General features: G+C 71.2%; 16 protein-coding genes. 6 read left to right on the forward strand and 10 right to left on the reverse strand.

Features of this window, described 5'->3' with window-relative positions; translation table 11 throughout:
* Nucleotides 1–42: 42 nt before the first annotated feature.
* The 7 genes from OG595_RS28225 to OG595_RS28255 form a co-directional block, all read right to left on the reverse strand.
* Nucleotides 43–1014 (reverse strand): N-acetylglucosamine kinase, encoded by a 972-nt coding sequence (locus OG595_RS28225; RefSeq protein ID WP_329276787.1) that lies wholly within the window; start codon nucleotides 1012–1014, stop codon nucleotides 43–45.
* Nucleotides 1005–2270 (reverse strand): 6-phospho-beta-glucosidase, encoded by a 1266-nt coding sequence (locus OG595_RS28230; RefSeq protein WP_329276789.1) that lies wholly within the window; start codon nucleotides 2268–2270, stop codon nucleotides 1005–1007. The genes OG595_RS28225 and OG595_RS28230 overlap by 10 nt, the downstream gene beginning before the upstream one ends.
* Before the next feature lie 114 nt (nucleotides 2271–2384).
* Nucleotides 2385–3284, reverse strand: coding sequence for a carbohydrate ABC transporter permease (locus tag OG595_RS28235; RefSeq protein ID WP_329283263.1), 900 nt, complete (start codon nucleotides 3282–3284; stop codon nucleotides 2385–2387).
* Between the two features lie 13 nt (nucleotides 3285–3297).
* Entirely contained in the window at nucleotides 3298–4242 is a 945-nt protein-coding gene (locus OG595_RS28240) for a carbohydrate ABC transporter permease (RefSeq protein WP_329276791.1), read from the reverse strand.
* A 2-nt stretch (nucleotides 4243–4244) separates the two neighbouring features.
* Nucleotides 4245–5582, reverse strand: coding sequence for an ABC transporter substrate-binding protein (locus OG595_RS28245; protein WP_329276793.1), 1338 nt, complete (start codon nucleotides 5580–5582; stop codon nucleotides 4245–4247).
* 72 nt (nucleotides 5583–5654) lie between these two features.
* The gene (locus OG595_RS28250; RefSeq protein ID WP_329276795.1) at nucleotides 5655–6866 is read right to left on the reverse strand and encodes an ROK family transcriptional regulator; all 1212 of its coding nucleotides are present in this window, start codon (nucleotides 6864–6866) and stop codon (nucleotides 5655–5657) included.
* A gap of 208 nt (nucleotides 6867–7074) precedes the next feature.
* Nucleotides 7075–8184, reverse strand: a complete 1110-nt coding sequence (locus OG595_RS28255) for a mechanosensitive ion channel family protein (protein WP_329276796.1) — start codon at nucleotides 8182–8184, stop codon at nucleotides 7075–7077.
* A 337-nt stretch (nucleotides 8185–8521) separates the two neighbouring features.
* On the opposite strand from OG595_RS28255, the gene OG595_RS28260 reads away from it, so the two are divergent.
* Nucleotides 8522–9058, forward strand: coding sequence for an HNH endonuclease (locus tag OG595_RS28260; RefSeq protein WP_189148973.1), 537 nt, complete (start codon nucleotides 8522–8524; stop codon nucleotides 9056–9058).
* A gap of 149 nt (nucleotides 9059–9207) precedes the next feature.
* Here the strand turns inward: OG595_RS28260 and OG595_RS28265 are convergent, their stop codons facing one another.
* On the reverse strand, nucleotides 9208–9639 hold the full coding sequence (locus tag OG595_RS28265; protein ID WP_329276798.1) for a hypothetical protein: 432 nt from the start codon (nucleotides 9637–9639) through the stop codon (nucleotides 9208–9210).
* A gap of 65 nt (nucleotides 9640–9704) precedes the next feature.
* On the opposite strand from OG595_RS28265, the gene OG595_RS28270 reads away from it, so the two are divergent.
* From OG595_RS28270 to OG595_RS28280, 3 genes are all read left to right on the forward strand, one after another.
* On the forward strand, nucleotides 9705–9920 hold the full coding sequence (locus OG595_RS28270) for a hypothetical protein (RefSeq protein WP_443073158.1): 216 nt from the start codon (nucleotides 9705–9707) through the stop codon (nucleotides 9918–9920).
* A complete protein-coding gene (malQ, locus tag OG595_RS28275) occupies nucleotides 9921–12050 on the forward strand; it encodes a 4-alpha-glucanotransferase (protein ID WP_329276803.1) in 2130 nt (709 codons plus the stop codon).
* A gap of 108 nt (nucleotides 12051–12158) precedes the next feature.
* Nucleotides 12159–12422, forward strand: coding sequence for a hypothetical protein (locus OG595_RS28280; protein WP_327694930.1), 264 nt, complete (start codon nucleotides 12159–12161; stop codon nucleotides 12420–12422).
* Between the two features lie 95 nt (nucleotides 12423–12517).
* On the opposite strand, the gene OG595_RS28285 is transcribed toward OG595_RS28280, so the two are convergent.
* Nucleotides 12518–13027 carry a MarR family winged helix-turn-helix transcriptional regulator gene (locus tag OG595_RS28285; RefSeq protein ID WP_329276805.1) on the reverse strand — a complete coding sequence of 170 codons (510 nt, stop codon included), beginning with the start codon at nucleotides 13025–13027 and terminating at the stop codon, nucleotides 12518–12520.
* Between the two features lie 113 nt (nucleotides 13028–13140).
* On the opposite strand from OG595_RS28285, the gene OG595_RS28290 reads away from it, so the two are divergent.
* Together OG595_RS28290 and OG595_RS28295 are read left to right on the forward strand one after the other, a co-directional pair.
* On the forward strand, nucleotides 13141–14142 hold the full coding sequence (locus OG595_RS28290) for an EamA family transporter (protein WP_329276807.1): 1002 nt from the start codon (nucleotides 13141–13143) through the stop codon (nucleotides 14140–14142).
* A 75-nt stretch (nucleotides 14143–14217) separates the two neighbouring features.
* Nucleotides 14218–14652: a DUF6083 domain-containing protein gene (locus OG595_RS28295; RefSeq protein ID WP_329276809.1), complete on the forward strand. Its 435-nt coding sequence runs from the start codon at nucleotides 14218–14220 to the stop codon at nucleotides 14650–14652.
* Between the two features lie 252 nt (nucleotides 14653–14904).
* Here the strand turns inward: OG595_RS28295 and pepN are convergent, their stop codons facing one another.
* Entirely contained in the window at nucleotides 14905–17487 is a 2583-nt protein-coding gene (gene pepN / locus OG595_RS28300) for an aminopeptidase N (protein WP_329276811.1), read from the reverse strand.
* Nucleotides 17488–17754: the final 267 nt, after the last annotated feature.

Consider the following 17754-nt stretch of genomic DNA (forward strand, 5'->3'; position numbering starts at 1 on the left):
GAATACGCCGGAGGAATCTGTTCGGTTCCCGTACGAAGCAGGTCAGACCTCGTAGAAGTGCCGTACGCGCGCGTGCACCTCCGCCGGGGCGTTCGTGTGATCCAGACCGAGCAGCGCCGCCCCCAGCACGGGCCGTGCCGTCACCACCCGGGCGAAGGCCTTGGGCGCCCGTGCGGCCAGCAGCTCGGTGATGCGGTCCGTCAGCCGGGGGTGCTGGGCCGCGAGGACACCTCCGCCCAGCAGAACGGGGGTCTCCTCTTCGAGGAGACCGAGGCGGCCCAGCGCGACCGCGGCCATGGCCACCACCTCGTCGGCCAGCCGGTCCACCAGCGCGCACGCCACCGGATCACCGTCCGCCGCCGTGGCGAACAGCACCGGTGTCAGCTCGTGGCGCCGGGCGTTGTCGACGCTCCCCAGGTGCAGGGCCTCGATCAGCGCGTACATGGAGGTGAGCCCGAAGTGGGCGGGCAGGGCGGACATCAGGGCAGTGGGGCCGCCCCGCCCGTCCTCCGCCCGCGCCGCGTGCCACATGGCCTCCTCCGCCAGGCCCCAGCCACCGCCCCAGTCGCCGGAGACCCGCCCCAGCGCGGGGAACCGGGCCGTGCGGCCGTCCGGGGTCATCCCCACGCAGTTGATGCCGGCGCCGCAGACGACGGCGACCCCGCGCGGCTCGGTGATCCCGGCCCGCAGGATCGCGAAGGTGTCGTTGCGTACGTCGACACTCGCGCCCCACGCGCGTGCGTGCAGCGCGGCGGCGAACTGCCGTTCCTCCACGGGGAAGTCGGCGTTCGCCAGACACGCCGAGACCCGGTCGACGGACGAGACCCCGGCGGCGCCGAACGCCTCGGCGACGGCGACGGCCAGCCCGGAGACCGCCGTGTCAAGACCGTCGGCCGGCGGCCGGAACCCCCCGCCCCGCGCGGTGGCCAGCACCTCCCCGTCGGCCGCGACCACCGCCACGTCGGTCTTGCTGTTGCCCGCGTCGATGGCGAGGACGTGTGCGGTCATGCCCACGCGAGATGCTCCCGGTTGTGCGCGATCAGGGTGTCGGTGAGGGTGTCGGCGTAGTCGTACTGGCCGACGAGCGGATGCGCGAGCAGCGCCCGGAAGACCCGGTTGCGTCCGCCGTGCAGAGCGGCCTCCAGGGCCAGTTCCTCGTAGGCGGTGACGTTGGCGATCAGCCCCGCGTACAGCGGGTCGACGGCCGGGACGGCCAGCGGGGTCGCCCCCTGCCTGCCCACCGCGGCCTGCGTCTCGATGACCGCGTCGTCCGGGAGGAACGGCAGCGTTCCCCTGTTGTACGTGTTCACCACCTGGTAGGGACTGCCGCCCCCGCCCAGCAGCGACGCGGCCAGATCCACCGCCGCCTCCGAGTAGAAGGCGCCCCCGCGCTTCGCCAGCAGCTCCGGTTTCTCGTCCAGGGCCGGGTCGCCGTACATCCGCAGCAGCTCCTCCTCCATCGCGGCGACCTCGGCCGCCCGGGAGGGCTTGGTGCGCAGTTCCCGTACGACGTCGTCGTGGTCGTAGTAGTAGCGCAGGTAGTAGGAGGGGACCGTCTCCAGGCGGTCGAGGACGGAGCGCGGAAGACGGAGGTCGTCGGCGATCCGGTCGCCGTGTTCGGTGAGCAGCCGGGGGAGGACGTCCTCGCCCTCGGGGCCGCCCAGGCGGACGCCCGTCTCCCAGGTGAGGTGGTTGAGGCCCACGTGCTCCAGGTGGATGTCGGCCGGGCTCACCCCCAGCAGGGCGGCGAACTTCCGCTGGAAGCCGATCGCCACGTTGCACAGGCCCACCGTCCTGTGGCCGGCCTCCAGCAGGGCGCGGGTGACGATGCCCACCGGGTTGGTGAAGTCGATGATCCAGGCGTCCGGGTTGGTGCGGCGGACGCGCTCGGCGATGTCCAGGACGACCGGCACCGTGCGCAGCGCCTTGGCGAGGCCGCCCGCGCCGGTCGTCTCCTGGCCGACGCAGCCGCACTCCAGCGGCCAGGTCTCGTCCTGCTGCCGTGCCGCCTGGCCGCCGACGCGCAGCTGGAGCAGGACGGCGTCGGCGCCCTCGACGCCCTTGTCCAGGTCGTCGGTCGTGACGATCCGCCCGGGGTGCCCCTGCTTGGCGAAGATCCGCCGGGCGAGCCCGCCGACCAGCTCCAGCCGCTCGGCGGCCGGGTCGACGAGCACCAGCTCCTCTATGGGCAGGGTGTCCCGCAACCGCGCGAAACCGTCGATGAGTTCGGGGGTGTAGGTCGATCCGCCGCCGACCACGGTGAGCTTCACTGGGAGATACCTCGCTTCTGGACGCCGGGGACAGTGATCATTTGGCCGGGGGTCCGGCCCGCCGCGCAGCGGCAATGGGGAACAGCGCCCCCGGGGAGATGCCGCATGGAAGGATCAACCCTTTACGCCGGTGAGAGTGACGCCCTCGACGAACGCCTTCTGCGCGAAGAAGAACACGAGGATCACGGGGGCCAGGACCAGCACGGTCGCGGCCATGGTGAGGTTCCAGTCGGTGTGGTGGGCGCCCTTGAAGGACTCCAGGCCGTAGGACAGGGTCCACGCGCCCGGGTTCTCGGAGGCGTAGATCTGGGGGCCGAAATAGTCGTTCCAGGCGTTGAAGAACTGGAAGAGGGCGATGGCGGCGATGCCGGGTTTCGCCATCGGCAGGATGACCTTCAGCAGGGTGCGCAGATCGCCGCAGCCGTCCACCTTGGCCGCGTCCACGTACTCGTTGGGGATGGTCATCAGGAACTGGCGCAGCAGGAAGATCGAGAACGCGTCGCCGAACGCCATCGGGATGATCATCGGCCACAGCGTGCCGGACAGGTCCAGCTGCTTCGCCCAGAACAGGTACATCGGGATGACGACCACCTGCGGAGGCAGCATCATCATCGAGATCACCAGCATGAGCGTCAGGTTCCGGCCCCGGAAGCGGAACTTGGCCAGCGCGTACGCCACGGGCACGGACGACAGGACGGTCAGGACGGTCCCCAGTCCGGCGTAGATCAGGGTGTTCTTCCACCAGGTGAGGAAGCCGGGGGTGTCGAAGACCTTGCGGTAGTTGGACCATTCCCAGGTGTGCGGGATCAGGTCCCGGCTGAGTGCCTGCGAGTCGCTCATCAGCGAGGTCAGCAACACGAACACGAAGGGCAGGGTGAAGAAGAGGGCCGCCGCGACGCCGAGGGAGTGGACCGCGATCCATTCCAGCAGCGCCCTGCGGCGGGCCGTGCGCTCGGCGGGCGAGGGTGCGGCCGGGGTCTTCGACTCCGCGGGGCGTTCCAGTACTTGGGCCATGTCCTGGGCCATGTCAGTCACCTGCCTGGATGAGACCGCCCCGGCGCCGCATCAACAGCGCGGTGAACGCCATCGACAGGGCGAACAGCACCAGGGCGACGACACAGGCGGAGCCGTAGTCGAAGCGCTGGAAGCCGAGGTTGTAGACGAGTTGGGGGAGGGTGAGGGTGGAGTACTCGGGGTAGCCGGGTTGGAAACTGGTGCCCGCGCCCTGGATCACGCCCGAGGCGACCTTTCCGGCGACCAGTGGCTGTGTGTAGTACTGCATCGCCCCGATGACGCCGGTGACGACGGCGAACATGATGATCGGCGAGATGTTCGGCAGCGTGACGTACCGGAACCGCTGCCAGGGCGTCGCGCCGTCCAGCTCGGCCGCCTCGTACTGCTCCCTCGGTACGTCGAGCAGCGCCGCCATGAAGATCACCATCAGGTCGCCGACGCCCCACAGGGCCAGCATGGTGAGCGCCGGCTTGGACCAGTTCGGGTCGTTGAACCAGCCCGGGGCCGGGATGCCGATGCTCTCCAGCATGGAGTTGACCGGTCCCGTACCGGGGTTGAGGAGGAACGCGAACGCCATGGTCGCGGCGACCGGCGGGGCGAGGTAGGGCAGGTAGAAGAGGGTGCGGAAGACACCCGTACCCGTCTTGATCTTCGTGATGAGCATGCCGATCCCGAGTCCGAACAGGACACGGAGGGTCACCATGATCACGACCAGCCACAGGGTGTTGCGCAGGGCGGGCCAGAAGAAGGGGTAGGACTCGAAGACGTACTTCCAGTTCTTCGTCCCGCTCCAGGTCGGCGGCCTGAAGCCGTCGTAGTGCATGAACGAGAAGTAGACCGTCGAGATCATCGGGTACGCGAAGAAGACCGTGAAACCGATCAGCCAGGGCGAGAGGAAGGCGAGGGTGCGCAGCCGCGAACGGCGGTGTTTCGCCTTCAGGGTGTAGGTGGCGGCCATGGTTACTTCGCCTGCGCGATGTCCGTGTCGATCTGCGCCGCCGCCTTCTTCAGGCCCGCCTTCAGGTCGGTGACCTTGCCGCTCTCGTAGTCGTAGCCGAGCTGCTGGATGGTGGTGAGGTAGACGCCGCCGTTGACCGAGGCGGGCGAGGTGGACGAGTCGGGGTTCGCGGCGATGTCGAGGAAGGTCTTGAAGCGCGGGTCGTACTTCAGCTTCGGGGACTTCAGCGCGGCGAGCGTGGAGGGCACGTTGTGGATCGCGTTGGAGAAGCCGACCACCGCGTCCGTGTCGGTGGTGATGTACTTGACCAGTTCCCAGGCCGCGTTCTGCTTCTTGCTGGTGGCGGCGATACCCGCGATGGTGCCGGTGATGTAGCCCTTGCCGTACTGGTCGGCCTGGTCGTCGGGCACGGGCAGCGGGGCGACGCCGATCTCGAAGTCGGGCTTCGCGTCGAGCGCCATGCCCAGGCGCCACTCGCCGTCCAGCTGCATGGCCACCTGGCCGGTCTGGAAGGGGTGCTTGGGGCCCCACTCGTCACCGAGTCCTGAGCGGTACTTCTCCAGCTTCTTGAAGCCGCCGAGGTCGTCGACGAGCTTCTTCTGCACGGCGAACGCGTCGGCGACGGCCGGGTCGGTGGCGATCGTCGACTTGCCTGCCTTGTCGAAGTACGTCGGCCCGAACTGGCCCATGTAGTGCTCGGTGGTCGTCTCCCAGCCGTGGTAGTTCGGCATGAAGCCGAGCTGGGAGTAGGTGTCGCCCTTGGCGATGGTCAGCTTCTTGGCGTCGGTCTCGAACTCGGACCAGGTCTTGGGCGGGCTGGTGATCCCGGCCGCCTTGAAGGCGGTCTTGTTGTAGTAGAGGCCGTAGGCGTCGCCGAGCAGCGGGACGGCGCAGCGGTTGCCGTCGTACTGGGTGTACTCGCTCATCGCCTTGGGGAAGGTCGTCGCCGGGTCGATGCCCGACTTCTCGAAGAGCGGGTTGAGGTCGACGAGCGCGCCCGACGAGCAGAACTTGCCGACGCCGTTGGTGGTGAACGACGAGATCACGTCGGGTGCCTTGCTGCCGCCCGCGCGCAGCGCCTGGTTGATCTTGTCGTCGGTCATGTTGCCGACGATGTTCACGTGGATGTTGGGGTGGGCCTTCTCGAAGCCGACGATCAGCGCCTTCACGCCCGCCACCTCGTTCGGCGCGCTCCAGGCGTGCCAGAAGGTGATGGTCGTGTCCTTGGAGGCGTCGTCGGTGGCGCCCGACGACGACTGGCCCGTACAGGCCGTGGCGAGGAGCGCCGTCGAGGCGGACACGGCGAGTGCGGCGGCGACTTTTCTTGATATTCCGGGCATGGCGAGGTCTCCCAGGGAAGGGCGAAGCAGGGCACGGGACTGGTGAGGGGTGAATCAGGAAGTGGGGGTGGTTCAGCGGGAGGTGTCGAAGACCTCGTCGCGGGTGGTCACGAGGGCGCTTTCCAGCGCGCCCCGCAGCACGGGGTGTTCGCGTACGTCGCCCACGACCAGCCGGGGCCGGGCCGCGGCCAGTTCCTCCAGCTCGGCCTGGACCAGACCGCGCAGGGGTTCGCCGCCCGCGGTGAGGGAGGCGCCGCTGAGGACGACGAGTTCGGGGTCGAGGACGGAGACGAGCGAGGCCAGGCCGGTGGCCAGGCCTGTCGCGTACGTTTCGAGGAGCCGCCGGTGGGGCCCCGCGTTGATGTCGGCGGCCTGACCGACGAGGGCTGCGGCGACCTCGGCGTACGGGCCGTTCGGGACCGGGCTGATGCCCAGCTCGCGGGCGAGCCGGGGGATGACCTGCGAACCGGCCAGCTCCTGGTAGCCGCCGCTGCCCGCCCTGCTGACCTGCCGGACGAGGGGTGTGCCCGGCACGGGCAGGAAGCCGACCTCGCCGGCGCCGCCGGTCCAGCCGCGGTGCAGCCGGCCGCCGAGGACGAGCGCGGCACCGAGTCCGCCCTCGTTCCAGAGCAGTACGAAGTCGTCGTGCCCTCTGGCCGCGCCGAGCCGTTGTTCGGCGATGGCGACGAGGTTCACGTCGTTCTCGTACTCCACCGGCATCGGCAGCGCGGCGGCGAGTTCGTCGAGGAGGGCGGGGGAGTGCCAGCCCGGGAGGTGGGAGGCGTAGCGCAGCCGGCCGGTGCCCGGGTCGAAGGCGCCCGGCGTTCCGATGACCAGCCGCCTGAGGTCGGCCCGGGCCAGTCCGGCCGCCTTGACGGCGCCGTCCAGGGCGTCGGTGACCTGTTGGACGACGGGCCTGGCGGGGCGTTTGCCGGGGGTGGGCAGCGCGTATTCGCCCACGGTCCGGCCGGTGATGTCGGCGACCGCGGCGAGGACGCGTTCGGGGGTGACGTCGAGCCCGGCGGCGTACGCGGCGGTCGCGTTGACCTCGTACAGCTGGGCGTTGGGGCCGGGTCGGCCCTCGGTGGTGCCGGTCGCCAGGACCAGTCCCGCCGCTTCCAGGCGGGCGAGGAGCTGTGAGGCGGTCGGCTTGGAGAGACCGGTGAGTTTGCCGATCCGGGTGCGGGACAGGGGCCCGTGCTCCAGGAGGAGGTCCAGGGCGGCCCGGTCGTTCATGGCGCGCAGGACGCGAGGGGTGCCGGGCGTGCCTGCGGTTCCTGCCATGGGTGACTGCACCTGCCTTTCCGGGTCCAGCTTTTCACAACCGTGATGACTGTTAGGAAGGTTTCCTATCGGATGGCGAGAAGATAGAACCGGACCAAGGGGGACGTCAAGGGGCAATGAGAGAGGCGGCGCCCCCGAATCGGGGACGCCGCCTCTGTCGTAAGCCTGTTTCGTGACTCGTGACCGGCAGGACAGGGCCGGACAGGACCTACCGGACAGGCCGCGCCGGTGCGATCGGGGAGGCCGCCTCCGCCTGGGGGGAGGCGGAGTTGGAGTACACCGAGGGGGGCGCGACCGCTGCCGTCGGGTCCGGGGTCTCCTCCTCCGGGATGACCGTGGTGCCGCCGACGATGCGGATGCCCACCGCGTCCAGGGCCCGCTTGACCCGCCAGCGCAGCTCGCGCTCCACCGTCAGGGACTTGCCCGGCATCGTCTTCGCCGTGAGGCGGATCACCATCGAGTCCAGGAGGACGCTGTCCAGGCCCAGGCTCTCGATCGGGCCCCACAGCAGCTCGTTCCAGGGCTCTTCCCGGCTCATGTTCTCGCTGACCTCGGCGAGCGTCGCCTTCAGCTGGTCCAGGTCCACGTCCGCGCGGACGGTCACGTCGACGCCGGCCGTCGCCCAGCCCTGGGAGAGGTTGCCGATGCGCTTGACCTCGCCGTTGCGGACGTACCAGATCTCACCCTGGTCGCCGCGCAGCTTCGTCACGCGCAGGCCCACCTCGATCACCTCGCCCGAGGCCACCCCCGCGTCGATCGTGTCGCCGACGCCGTACTGGTCCTCCAGGATCATGAACACGCCGGAGAGGAAGTCCGTCACCAGGTTGCGGGCGCCGAAACCGATCGCCACGCCCGCGACACCGGCGGAGGCCAGCAGCGGCGCGAGATTGATCTGGAACGCGGAGAGGACCATCAGGGCCGCGGTGCCCAGGATGATGAAGCTCGCCACCGAGCGCAGCACGGAGCCGATCGCCTGGGAGCGCTGGCGGCGCCGCTCGACGTTGACCAGCAGGCTGCCCAGCGCCGTGCCGCCGGCCGGGCCGTCGGCCGCCTGGACCGTGCGGTTCATGCGGTCTATCAGCTTGGTGATCGCCCGCCGGACCGCCACTCTCAGCGCCACCGCGATCACCAGGATCAGCAGGACCTTGAGGCCGATCGCCAGCCAGGTGGACCAGTTCTGCTCGACCCAGCTGGCGGCGTTCGTCGCGCTCTCCTGGGCGTCCTGGAGCGACGGGACCAGTGCGGTCGGTGACTCCGAGGGAGTCGGCGACGGCGACGGTGACGAACCGGCGGCCAGTAGGACGGCGGGCAAGGACACGGTGGGGTACCTCCAGAGCGGCCTGCCCCCGGTACGGATGGTTACGGCGGTCGGCTCGACGGTGAGCTCGTCATTCAGGTCACGGAAAGGTCACCGGAAGGGCAGATCCACCACACTAACGGGGCAACGTGAGCGGATCGGCGCCATGTTCGAGGGAGAGACCGTGCTCACCTGGGGATGAAGAGGGTGTGGTCCCGGGTCATGAACGCAAGGTGTGGTCGAAAACACTCCCAGCCCGTTACCGGGACGTGGTGGCGCTGCCGCCGGGCGAGAGGGGAGACTGGCTGCAGATCGTCCCGGCGCGAGCCACGTGCCGCCGACGCCCAAGGAGGCATCCGTGCCGCATGTCCTGGTACTCAACGCGTCGTACGAGCCACTCGGCGTCGTACCGCTCCGCCGCGCGCTCGTCCTCGTCCTGGAGAACAAGGCTGTCTCCCTGGAGGAGTCGGGCGCCTTCATGCACAGCGCGACCGTTACTGTCCCCGCACCCAGCGTGGTCCGGCTGAAGAGGTTCGTACGGGTCCCTTACCGGGGGCCCGTTCCACTGACCCGTAGGGCACTGTTCGCCCGCGACGGCGGCCGGTGCATGTACTGCGGCGCCGCCGCAACCAGCGTCGATCACGTCATCCCGCGCTCCCGCGGCGGTCAGCACCGCTGGGACAACGTGGTGGCGTCGTGCCGTCGCTGCAACCACACCAAGGCCGATCGCCATCTCTTCGAGATCGGCTGGCGGCTGCGCCACAAACCCGCCCCGCCCACTGGTCTCGCCTGGCGCATCATCGGCACCGGACACCGGGACCCGCGCTGGCTGCCGTACCTGCAGCCGTACGGTGCCGACGACGCGATGGCCCGGATCGACGGCATCTCAGCCTGACATCCGGGCTTTCGTATACCTGAATACGACCTGAATACGGCCTGAATACGGAGCACGCGAACACCTGTACGGATTTTCTGTACGGCACGGATGCGATCCGGCCCCGGGGACCCCCGTTCCCCGGGGCCGGATCACTCATGCCCGGCCCCTCACACGTACCGCAGCTCCGCCGGACGCACCGAACGGCGCAGCAGCGGCAGTGACGTGGCCGCGGCCAGCAGACAGCACGTGTACACCGCCGGCGGCACCAGCAGCGCCGTGTACGGCACGGAGCGGCTGCCGTCGTGGGCGATTCCCGCGAACCAGCCGCCGATCAGCAGTCCCCCGCCACCCGCCAGCAGCACCGCCGGCGCCAGCGGCAGAGCCGTCTCCAGAAGCAGCGCCCGACCGAGGACCGGGGCGGTCCCGTACCCGCCGAACGTGCCCTGCGCGAGGAGGCCCACGAACGGGCAGTGCCCGGGCGGGGAGCGGTGGATGGCGGGAATGTGGTGGACCTCGGCCGGTGGGCGGTGGAAGAAACGCGGGATGGGAGCGGCGGTACCGTGGTTCGTCCGTTCACCTACGTCTGCGGTCGCGCCCAATGGGTAGGCCTGCGAAAGAAACCCGCCAACCGCCGTCTGCCGTCGTGCGCGACAAGGAGGCCTCCGTGGCCGTACCGGCCCACATCTTCAGCGCCGAGAGCGCCGCCGCCGAGGCGCCGCTCACCAGCGAGCCGCCGCTGCCCGCCGCCGAGCCCCTCACCAGCGAGCCGCCGCTCGCCGACACCGAGGCCATGACGAGCGAGCACGCCGACGCCGAGGCGGACCCCACAGGGCTGTACGAGGGTCCGGTCCCGGCGCTGTCGGACCTCGCGGGGCTGTAGATGTCCGTACACGGGCCGGCCGAACCCGCCGGCGGTCACGAGAGCGGGGAGAGCCGGGCCGGGGAACGGCTCGCGCTCGCCCGGCTCGCCGAGCTGCACGGCGTCGCCCCCTCCTTCAGCCCCTCCCCGGACCGGACGGTCGCCGCCTCCGACTCCGCGCTCGTCGCCGTACTGGCCGCGCTCGGCGTCGACGCCACGACCCCCGAGGCCGTCCGGGGCGCCCTCGCCGCCCGGGAACGGGAACTGGCGGCTCGGCTCCTGCCGCCCACGGTGGTGTGCGGCGCCGACGGTACGGCGAACGCGCTCGCCGCACTGCCCGAGGGCACGCGTCTGCACATCAGCACCGAACAGGGCGAGACCTGCGACTCCGTCGACCGGCTCCCGGCCGGGGTGCACGAGCTGGAGGCCGTCGCGCCCGACGGCCGGACCGCCCGCGCCCACCTCGTCGTCGCCCCGGCCCGGCTGCCCACGCCCGCCGGACGCTCGTACGGCCTCCTCGTCCAGCTCTACTCCCTCCTCTCCCGGCGCTCCTGGGGCATGGGCGACCTCGGTGACCTCGGTGAGCTGAGCGCCTGGGCCGGGCGGACGCTCGGAGCCGGATTCGTGCAGGTCAACCCGTTGCACGCGGCCGTTCCCGGGGCGCCGACCGACCCGTCGCCGTACCGGCCGTCCTCCCGTCGCTTCCCCGACCCCGTGCATCTGCGGATCGAGGACATCCCCGAGTTCGCGTACATCGGGGAGGCCGGGGGCCGTGAGCGGGTGCGCGGGCTGCTGGAGCGGGCCGGGCGGCTGCGGGAGGCCGTGCTGGACAAGGACGAGCTGATCGACCGGGACGCCGTGTGGGAACTCAAGCGCGAGGCCCTGGAGCTGGTGTGTGCCGTACCGCTCGGCCCCGGGCGGCAGGCCGCCTACTCCGACTTCCTCGCGCGGGCCGGTGAGGCGCTGGAGGACCACGCCACCTGGTGTGCGCTTGCCGAGGTGCACGGCTCGGAGTGGTCGCGCTGGCCGGCCGGACTCCAGGATCCCCGGTCGGCCGAAACCGCCCGCGCCCGGGGCGAGTTGATGGACCGCGTCGACTTCCACTGCCGTCTCGCCTGGCTCACCGACACCCAGCTCGCCGACGCGCAGCGGACGGCACGCGACGCGGGCATGCCGGTCGGGATCGTGCACGACCTCGCCGTCGGAGTGCACCCGGGGGGCGCCGACGCCTGGGTGCAGCAGGAGTACTTCGCGGCCGGCATGTCGGTCGGCGCGCCCCCGGACGCGTTCAACGCGCGCGGCCAGGACTGGGGCCTGCCGCCCTGGAGACCGGACCGCCTGGCCGAGTCCGGCTACGCCCCGTACCGCCAGCTCCTGAGATCCCTCTTCGGTTACGCGGGCGCCCTGCGCATCGACCATGTCATGGGCCTCTTCCGGCTCTGGTGGGTGCCCCAGGGGCTCGCGCCGACGGAGGGGGCGTACGTCCGGTACGACGCCGAGGCCATGCTCGCCGTCCTCGCGCTGGAGGCCTCGCGGGCCGGGGCGGTCGTGATCGGCGAGGACCTGGGGACCGTGGAGCCGGGCGTGCGGGAGACGCTGCACGAACGCGGAGTGCTCGGCACGTCCGTGCTGTGGTTCGAACGGGACTGGAACGGCGACGGACGCCCCCTGCCCCCCGACCACTGGCGCGCCGACTGCCTCGCCACCGTCACCACCCACGACCTGCCGCCGACGGCCGCCCGCCTCACCGGCGACCACGTCGAACTCCGCGACCGGCTGGGCCTGTTGACCAACCCGTTGGCGCAGGAGCGGGCCGAGGCCGCCGCCGACACGAACGAGTGGCTGACCCTGCTCGCCCGCCTCGGCCTCCTGAGGGGAGGTGGCGGCGGTCTCTCGGAGGTGGAGGAGGAGGCCGAGATCCAGGCCGTCCACCGCTATCTCCTGCGCACCCCGGCCCGCATGATCGGCGTCTGGCTGCCGGACGGCGTCGGCGACCGCCGCCCGCAGAACCTGCCGGGTACGTGGAACCAGTACCCGAACTGGCGGCTGCCCATCGCCGACGCGGCGGGCAGGCCGATGACGCTGGAGGAACTGGCGGGATCGGCGCGGCTGCGGGCGCTGATGGAGGTGCTGCGGGAGGGGACACCCTGAGCGTTCCCCCGGCGCCGGCGGGTGCGCCGGGCCCTTCGCGGGGCGCCCGCACCCCTCATACGGCACCCCGGGCGCGCGGCCCCGCCGGGCGTTCGCTACTTTTGCACCGTGGACAAGACGAACGCCCTGCGCGCCGGTGCCCTGGTCGCCGGTACGACGCTGATGATGCTGCTCATGACGTCTCCCGCGCTCGCGCTCACCCGCGACGACGGTGACGACCCCGGCCATGGCCTGAGCGTCATCGAGACGCTGGGTCTCTATGTCGTTGCTCCCATCGGCCTGTTCGCGGTCATCGCGGGCCTGGTGATGGTCCTGGACAAGTCCTCCGACCGCGCCCCGAAGGCCGCCAAGCCCGCCAAGGCGAAGGCCTGACCTACCGGGCCACCGCCTGACCCGACCTCTCGTTCCGAGGGCGCCGTTCCCGTCCCGCCAGTCATGGGGCCGGGAACGGCGCCCTCGGCGTGTTCTCAGCCCTCCGTCGCCGCCAGCAGCTCCCGCAGCAGGTCGGCCAGTTGGCCGGCCTTCCCGGCGTCGAGGGCGGCCAGGGCCTCCGTCTGGGCGGCGACGCCGACGCCGACGGCTGCGTCGATACGGCTCAGTCCCTCCTCGGTGAGAGTGACCTGGAGGCCCCGCCGGTCGTGCGGGTCGGGGGAGCGCCGCAGCAGCCCGGCCCGCTCCAGCTTGTCGAGGCGGCCGGTCATCCCGCCGGTGGTCAGCATCAGCGTCGACGACAGCTGACGCGGCGAGAGCGTGTACGGCTCGCCGGCCCGGCGCAGGGTCGCGAGTACGTCGAACTCGCCGCGCGCGATCCCGAAGCGCGCGTACGCCTCCTCCAGCCGGTCGCCCATCGCGCGCGAGAGCCGGTAGACACGGCCGAAGATCTCCATGGCCGTGGTGTCGAGGTCGGGCCGTACCACCGCCCACTGGTCGATGATCGCGTCGACGGGGTCCCTGTGCTGCGGCGGCTGTGCACTCATGCGCCGAGTATCGCCGAATACCGGGCCGAAGGGTCACTTACGAGAAAGTAGCTTGACGGTAAGTCGCTTAGCGCTAAGCTACTTACTGCCGACCTACCTCGAAGGGCGCAGCCATGGCCGCGAACCGTTCCACCCTCGTCCCCGTCATCGCCCTCACCGCCCTGGCCCCCATCTCCTGGGGCACCACCTACGCGGTCACCACGGAGTTCCTCCCGCCCGACCGGCCGCTCTTCACCGCCCTCCTGCGTGCCCTGCCCGCGGGGCTCGTCCTGCTCGCGCTGACCCGGGTGCTGCCGCGCGGCGCCTGGTGGTGGAGGGCGACGGTCCTCGGCGCGCTGAACATCGGCGCCTTCTTCCCGCTGCTGTTCCTCTCCGCGTACCGGCTGCCGGGCGGCATGGCGGCGGTCGTCGGGTCGGTCGGCCCGCTGTTCGTCGCCGGGCTCGCGACGGCGCTCCTGGGCGAGCGTCCGACCGTACGCACCCTGCTCACCGGAGTCGCGGCGGCGCTCGGTGTCAGCCTGGTGGTCCTGAAGGCGGCCGGGGCGCTGGATGCCGTGGGCGTGCTGGCCGCCCTCGCCTCCACCGCGTCGATGTCGACGGGCACCGTACTGACGAAACGCTGGGGCCGTCCGGACGGCGTGGGCCCGCTCGCCCTCACCGGCTGGCAGCTCACCGCCGGCGGCCTGCTCGTCGCGCCCGTCGCCGTGCTCGTCGAGGGTGCTCCGCCCGCGCTGGACGGCCGGGCCGCCGCCGGGTACCTCTACCTCGCGCTGGCGAACACCGCGGTCGCGTACTGGCTCTGGTTCCGCGGCATCGGCCGGCTCACCGCGACCCAGGTCACCTTCCTCGGCCCGCTGTCCCCGCTGACCGCCGCGATCGTCGGCTGGGCAGCCCTCGGCCAGGCTCTGACACCGGTCCAACTGGCGGGCATGGGGCTGGCGTTCGGGGCGACGGTGGTGGGGCAGACGGGGGTGCGCCGGTCCGCTCCGGCGACGGCGACAGGTTCGGGTTCGGGTTCGGGGCCGACGCTGGAGCCGGGTTCGGGGACGAGGACGGAGTCCGGCCCCGCGGCGGGGAAGGGGCGGGTTCCTGTTCTGGCGTCACGCCGCTCCTGAGCGCGTGTCGTCGCGCGGGTCTCCGCCGTTACCCGGGTGTTGGCGCATGGTTGTCCACCCGGAGGCCGATCGGAAGTGAGTGACTCCCGGGTTCCGGCGTGGGGACGGAAGCTGACCGTGCCGTGCCTGGCGTGCGGCATCGCCACGCATCGGCACCGCACTCTTCGCCCCGACGGGGTGAACGGCTACCGGCCGCACGCCGGTCCCGACCCCGCCCGGCTCGTCGTCGGCGGGGAGCCGGAGCCGGAAGCGGCCTGGATCGCCCTGATCCCCGGGGACTATCCGGCCAGGCTCTTCACCGACGACGAGGTCTACCATCTGGCCGGCGGCATCGCCTGGCCGGGCCCTCACCACCGGGACTACGGCACCGCCAGGATCGTCCACGACGCCTGCTGTCCGACCCTCCACCGCACCCAGCCGGACACCAGCCGCGGCGCGGCCGAACTCTGGCGCGCCATGCGGCTGCGACTGGCCCGCGGCACAGGCGGTGGCGCCGGACGACGTGGATGACGTGGAGACGTGGATGACGTACGACGCCGACCAGCCGCGGGGAACGCCCGGCGTGGGGCGCGGGTCCGACCTCACGTTCCTGGGCGTGTTCGCGGGCGAGGGCGCCCGGGCGGCTCTGCACGCACCCCGGTGGACACGTGGACGCTTCGTCATCCGGGGACGACTCCCGTCGCCCGGCAGCCGGGGAAACGCCGAACGGCGCGTCCCGGTGGACCGGGGCGCGCCGTTCGGCGTGGGGCGACGATCTGCCGGTTACGAGGCCGCCGCGTCCGCCGCCTGTGCCCTGAGCGCGCGCTCGACGCCGGAACGGGACTCCGAGACGAGCCGCCGCAGGGCCGCGTTCGGCTCGGCGGCGGTCAGCCAGGCGTCCGTCTTCGCCAGGGTCTCCTGCGACACCTGGACGGCCGGGTAGAGGCCGACGGCGATCTGCTGGGCGATCTCGTGCGAGCGCGAGTCCCAGGCTTCCTTGACCACCGCGAAGTACTTGTCGGTGTACGGCTCCAGCAGCTCGCGCTGGTCGGTCTGGACGAAGCCGCCGATGACGGCCTCCTGGACGGCGTTCGGCAGCTTGTCGGACTCGATGACCGACGCCCAGGCCTCCGCCTTGGCCTCCGGGGTCGGCCGGGCGGCCCGGGCGGTGGCGGCGTGCCGCTCACCGGCGGCCGTCTTGTCCCGCTCGTACTCGCCCGCGATCTGGTCCTCGTCGAAGCGCCCGACGGCCGCCAGCCGCTGGACGAACGACCAGCGCAGCTCGGTGTCGACGGCCAGCCCCTCGATGGTCTGCGTGCCCTCCAGCAGGGCGTCCAGCAGGTCCAGCTGCTCCGGCGTACGGGCCGTGGCCGCGAAGGCGCGGGCCCAGGCCAGCTGGTGGTCGGAGCCCGCCTCGGACGTCCGGAGGTGGGCCAGCGTGGCGTCCGTCCAGCGGGTCAGCAGGGTCTCGCGGGCGGCCGGGTCGGCGTACAGCTCGATCGCCAGCTTCACCTGCCGCTGGAGCGACTGCACGACGCCGATGTCCGACTCCTTGCCGATGCCCGACAGGACGAGGGAGAGGTAGTCGCGGGTGGCCAGTTCGGCGTCGCGGGTCATGTCCCAGGCGGAGGCCCAGCACAGCGCGCGCGGGAGGGAGGCCTCGAAGTCGCCCAGGTGCTCGGTGACGAACGCGAGGGAGTCGTCGTCGAGGCGGACCTTGGAGTACGACAGGTCGTCGTCGTTGAGCAGGATCACGGCCGGACGGCGCCTGCCGACCAGCTGCGGTACGGCCGTCAGCTCGCCGTCGACGTCCAGCTCGATGCGCCCGGTCTCGTCGTCACGCAGCAGCTTGCCGCTCTCGTCGTCGAGGTCGTACAGACCGACGGCGATACGGTGCGGCCGGAGCGTGGGCTCACCCTTGGCACCGGCGGGCAGGGCGGGGGCCTCCTGGCGGATGGCGAAGGAGGTGATGACCCCGTCGGCGTCCGTCTCGATCTCCGGACGCAGGATGTTGATACCGGCCGTCTCCAGCCACGACTTCGACCACGCCTTCAGATCACGCCCGGAGGTCTCCTCCAGGGCGCCCAGCAGGTCGCTGAGCCGCGTGTTGCCGTACGCGTGCTGCTTGAAGTAGGCCTGCACGCCCGCGAAGAACGCGTCCATGCCGACGTACGCGACGAGCTGCTTCAGTACGGAGGCGCCCTTGGCGTACGTGATGCCGTCGAAGTTGACGAGGACGTCGTCGAGGTCGCGGATCTCCGCCATGATCGGGTGGGTGGACGGCAGCTGGTCCTGGCGGTACGCCCACGTCTTCATGGAGTTGGCGAAGGTGGTCCAGGAGTGCGGCCAGCGCGAGCCGGGGGCGTACGCCTGGCAGGCGATGGAGGTGTAGGTGGCGAACGACTCGTTCAGCCACAGGTCGTTCCACCACTCCATGGTGACGAGGTCGCCGAACCACATGTGCGCCAGCTCGTGCAGGATCGTCTCGGCGCGCGTCTCGTACGCGGCGTCGGTGACCTTGGAGCGGAACACGTACTGGTCGCGGATGGTGACCGCGCCCGCGTTCTCCATGGCACCGGCGTTGAACTCGGGAACGAACAACTGGTCGTACTTCTTGAAGGGGTACGCGTAGTCGAACTTCTCCTGGAACCACTCGAAGCCCTGCCGGGTCACCGCGAAGATGGCGTCGGAGTCGAGGAACTCGGCGAGCGAGGGCCGGCAGTAGATGCCGAGCGGAACGGTCTGCCCGTCCGCCTCGTACACACTGTGGACCGAGTGGTACGGCCCGACGATGAGCGCGGTGATGTACGTGGAGATGCGCGGCGTCGGCTCGAAGCGCCAGACGTCGTCCTTCGGCTCGGGCGTCGGCGAGTTGGAGATGACGGTCCAGCCGGACGGCGCGGTCACCGTGAACTGGAAGGTCGCCTTGAGGTCCGGCTGCTCGAACGAGGCGAACACGCGCCGGGCGTCCGGCACCTCGAACTGGGTGTAGAGGTATGCCTGCTGGTCGACCGGGTCGACGAAGCGGTGCAGACCCTCACCGGTGTTGGTGTAGGCGCAGTCGGCGACGACGCGCAGCACGTTGCGGCCCGCCAGCAGTCCCGGCAGCGCGATCCGGGAGTCCTTGAAGACCTCGTCGGGGTCGAGCGCGTCCCCGTTGAGGGTGACCTCGCGTACGGTCGGGGCCACCAGGTCGATGAAGGACTCCGCGCCGGTCTCGGCGGAGTCGAAGCGCACTGTGGTCACGGACCTGTAGGTGCCGCCCTCCTGTGCGCCGGAGAGGTCGAGCTCGATCTCGTACGAGTCAACAGTGAGCAGCTTCGCCCGCGCTTGCGCCTCTTCGCGGGTCAGGTTTGTGCCAGGCACGCGGTCATCTCCTCGTATGTGTGGGTTGCGCCATCCTTCCATGGGATCCGCGGCCGACGCGATGTCCGTAACCCGCCGGTGAGCGCGGGTGGACCGGCGGTCCGCTGATCCCTGAGAGGGTGCCTTCTGCTGACGTTTCGGCGGGCCGGATGGTTCCGCTCCCCGGGGCTTCGCCTCGGTGCCGGCCGGCACCGTCCAGGCGCCGTCCGGCCGTCGAGGACGAGGCCGTTCAGGCCGACAGCGGGCGTCTGGGGGCGCAGCCCCCGG

The organism is Streptomyces sp. NBC_01451 (genome assembly GCF_036227485.1).
GTDB lineage: Bacteria > Actinomycetota > Actinomycetes > Streptomycetales > Streptomycetaceae > Streptomyces.

Coding starts and splice junctions, on each gene's coding strand:
- OG595_RS28235 (WP_329283263.1), bottom strand. CDS start 3,284: ATGGCCCAAGTACTGGAACGCCCCGCGGAGTCGAAGACCCCGGCCGCA.
- OG595_RS28240 (WP_329276791.1), bottom strand. CDS start 4,242: ATGGCCGCCACCTACACCCTGAAGGCGAAACACCGCCGTTCGCGGCTG.
- OG595_RS28245 (WP_329276793.1), bottom strand. CDS start 5,582: ATGCCCGGAATATCAAGAAAAGTCGCCGCCGCACTCGCCGTGTCCGCC.
- OG595_RS28250 (WP_329276795.1), bottom strand. CDS start 6,866: ATGGCAGGAACCGCAGGCACGCCCGGCACCCCTCGCGTCCTGCGCGCC.
- malQ (WP_329276803.1), top strand. CDS start 9,921: ATGTCCGTACACGGGCCGGCCGAACCCGCCGGCGGTCACGAGAGCGGG.
- OG595_RS28285 (WP_329276805.1), bottom strand. CDS start 13,027: ATGAGTGCACAGCCGCCGCAGCACAGGGACCCCGTCGACGCGATCATC.
- OG595_RS28290 (WP_329276807.1), top strand. CDS start 13,141: ATGGCCGCGAACCGTTCCACCCTCGTCCCCGTCATCGCCCTCACCGCC.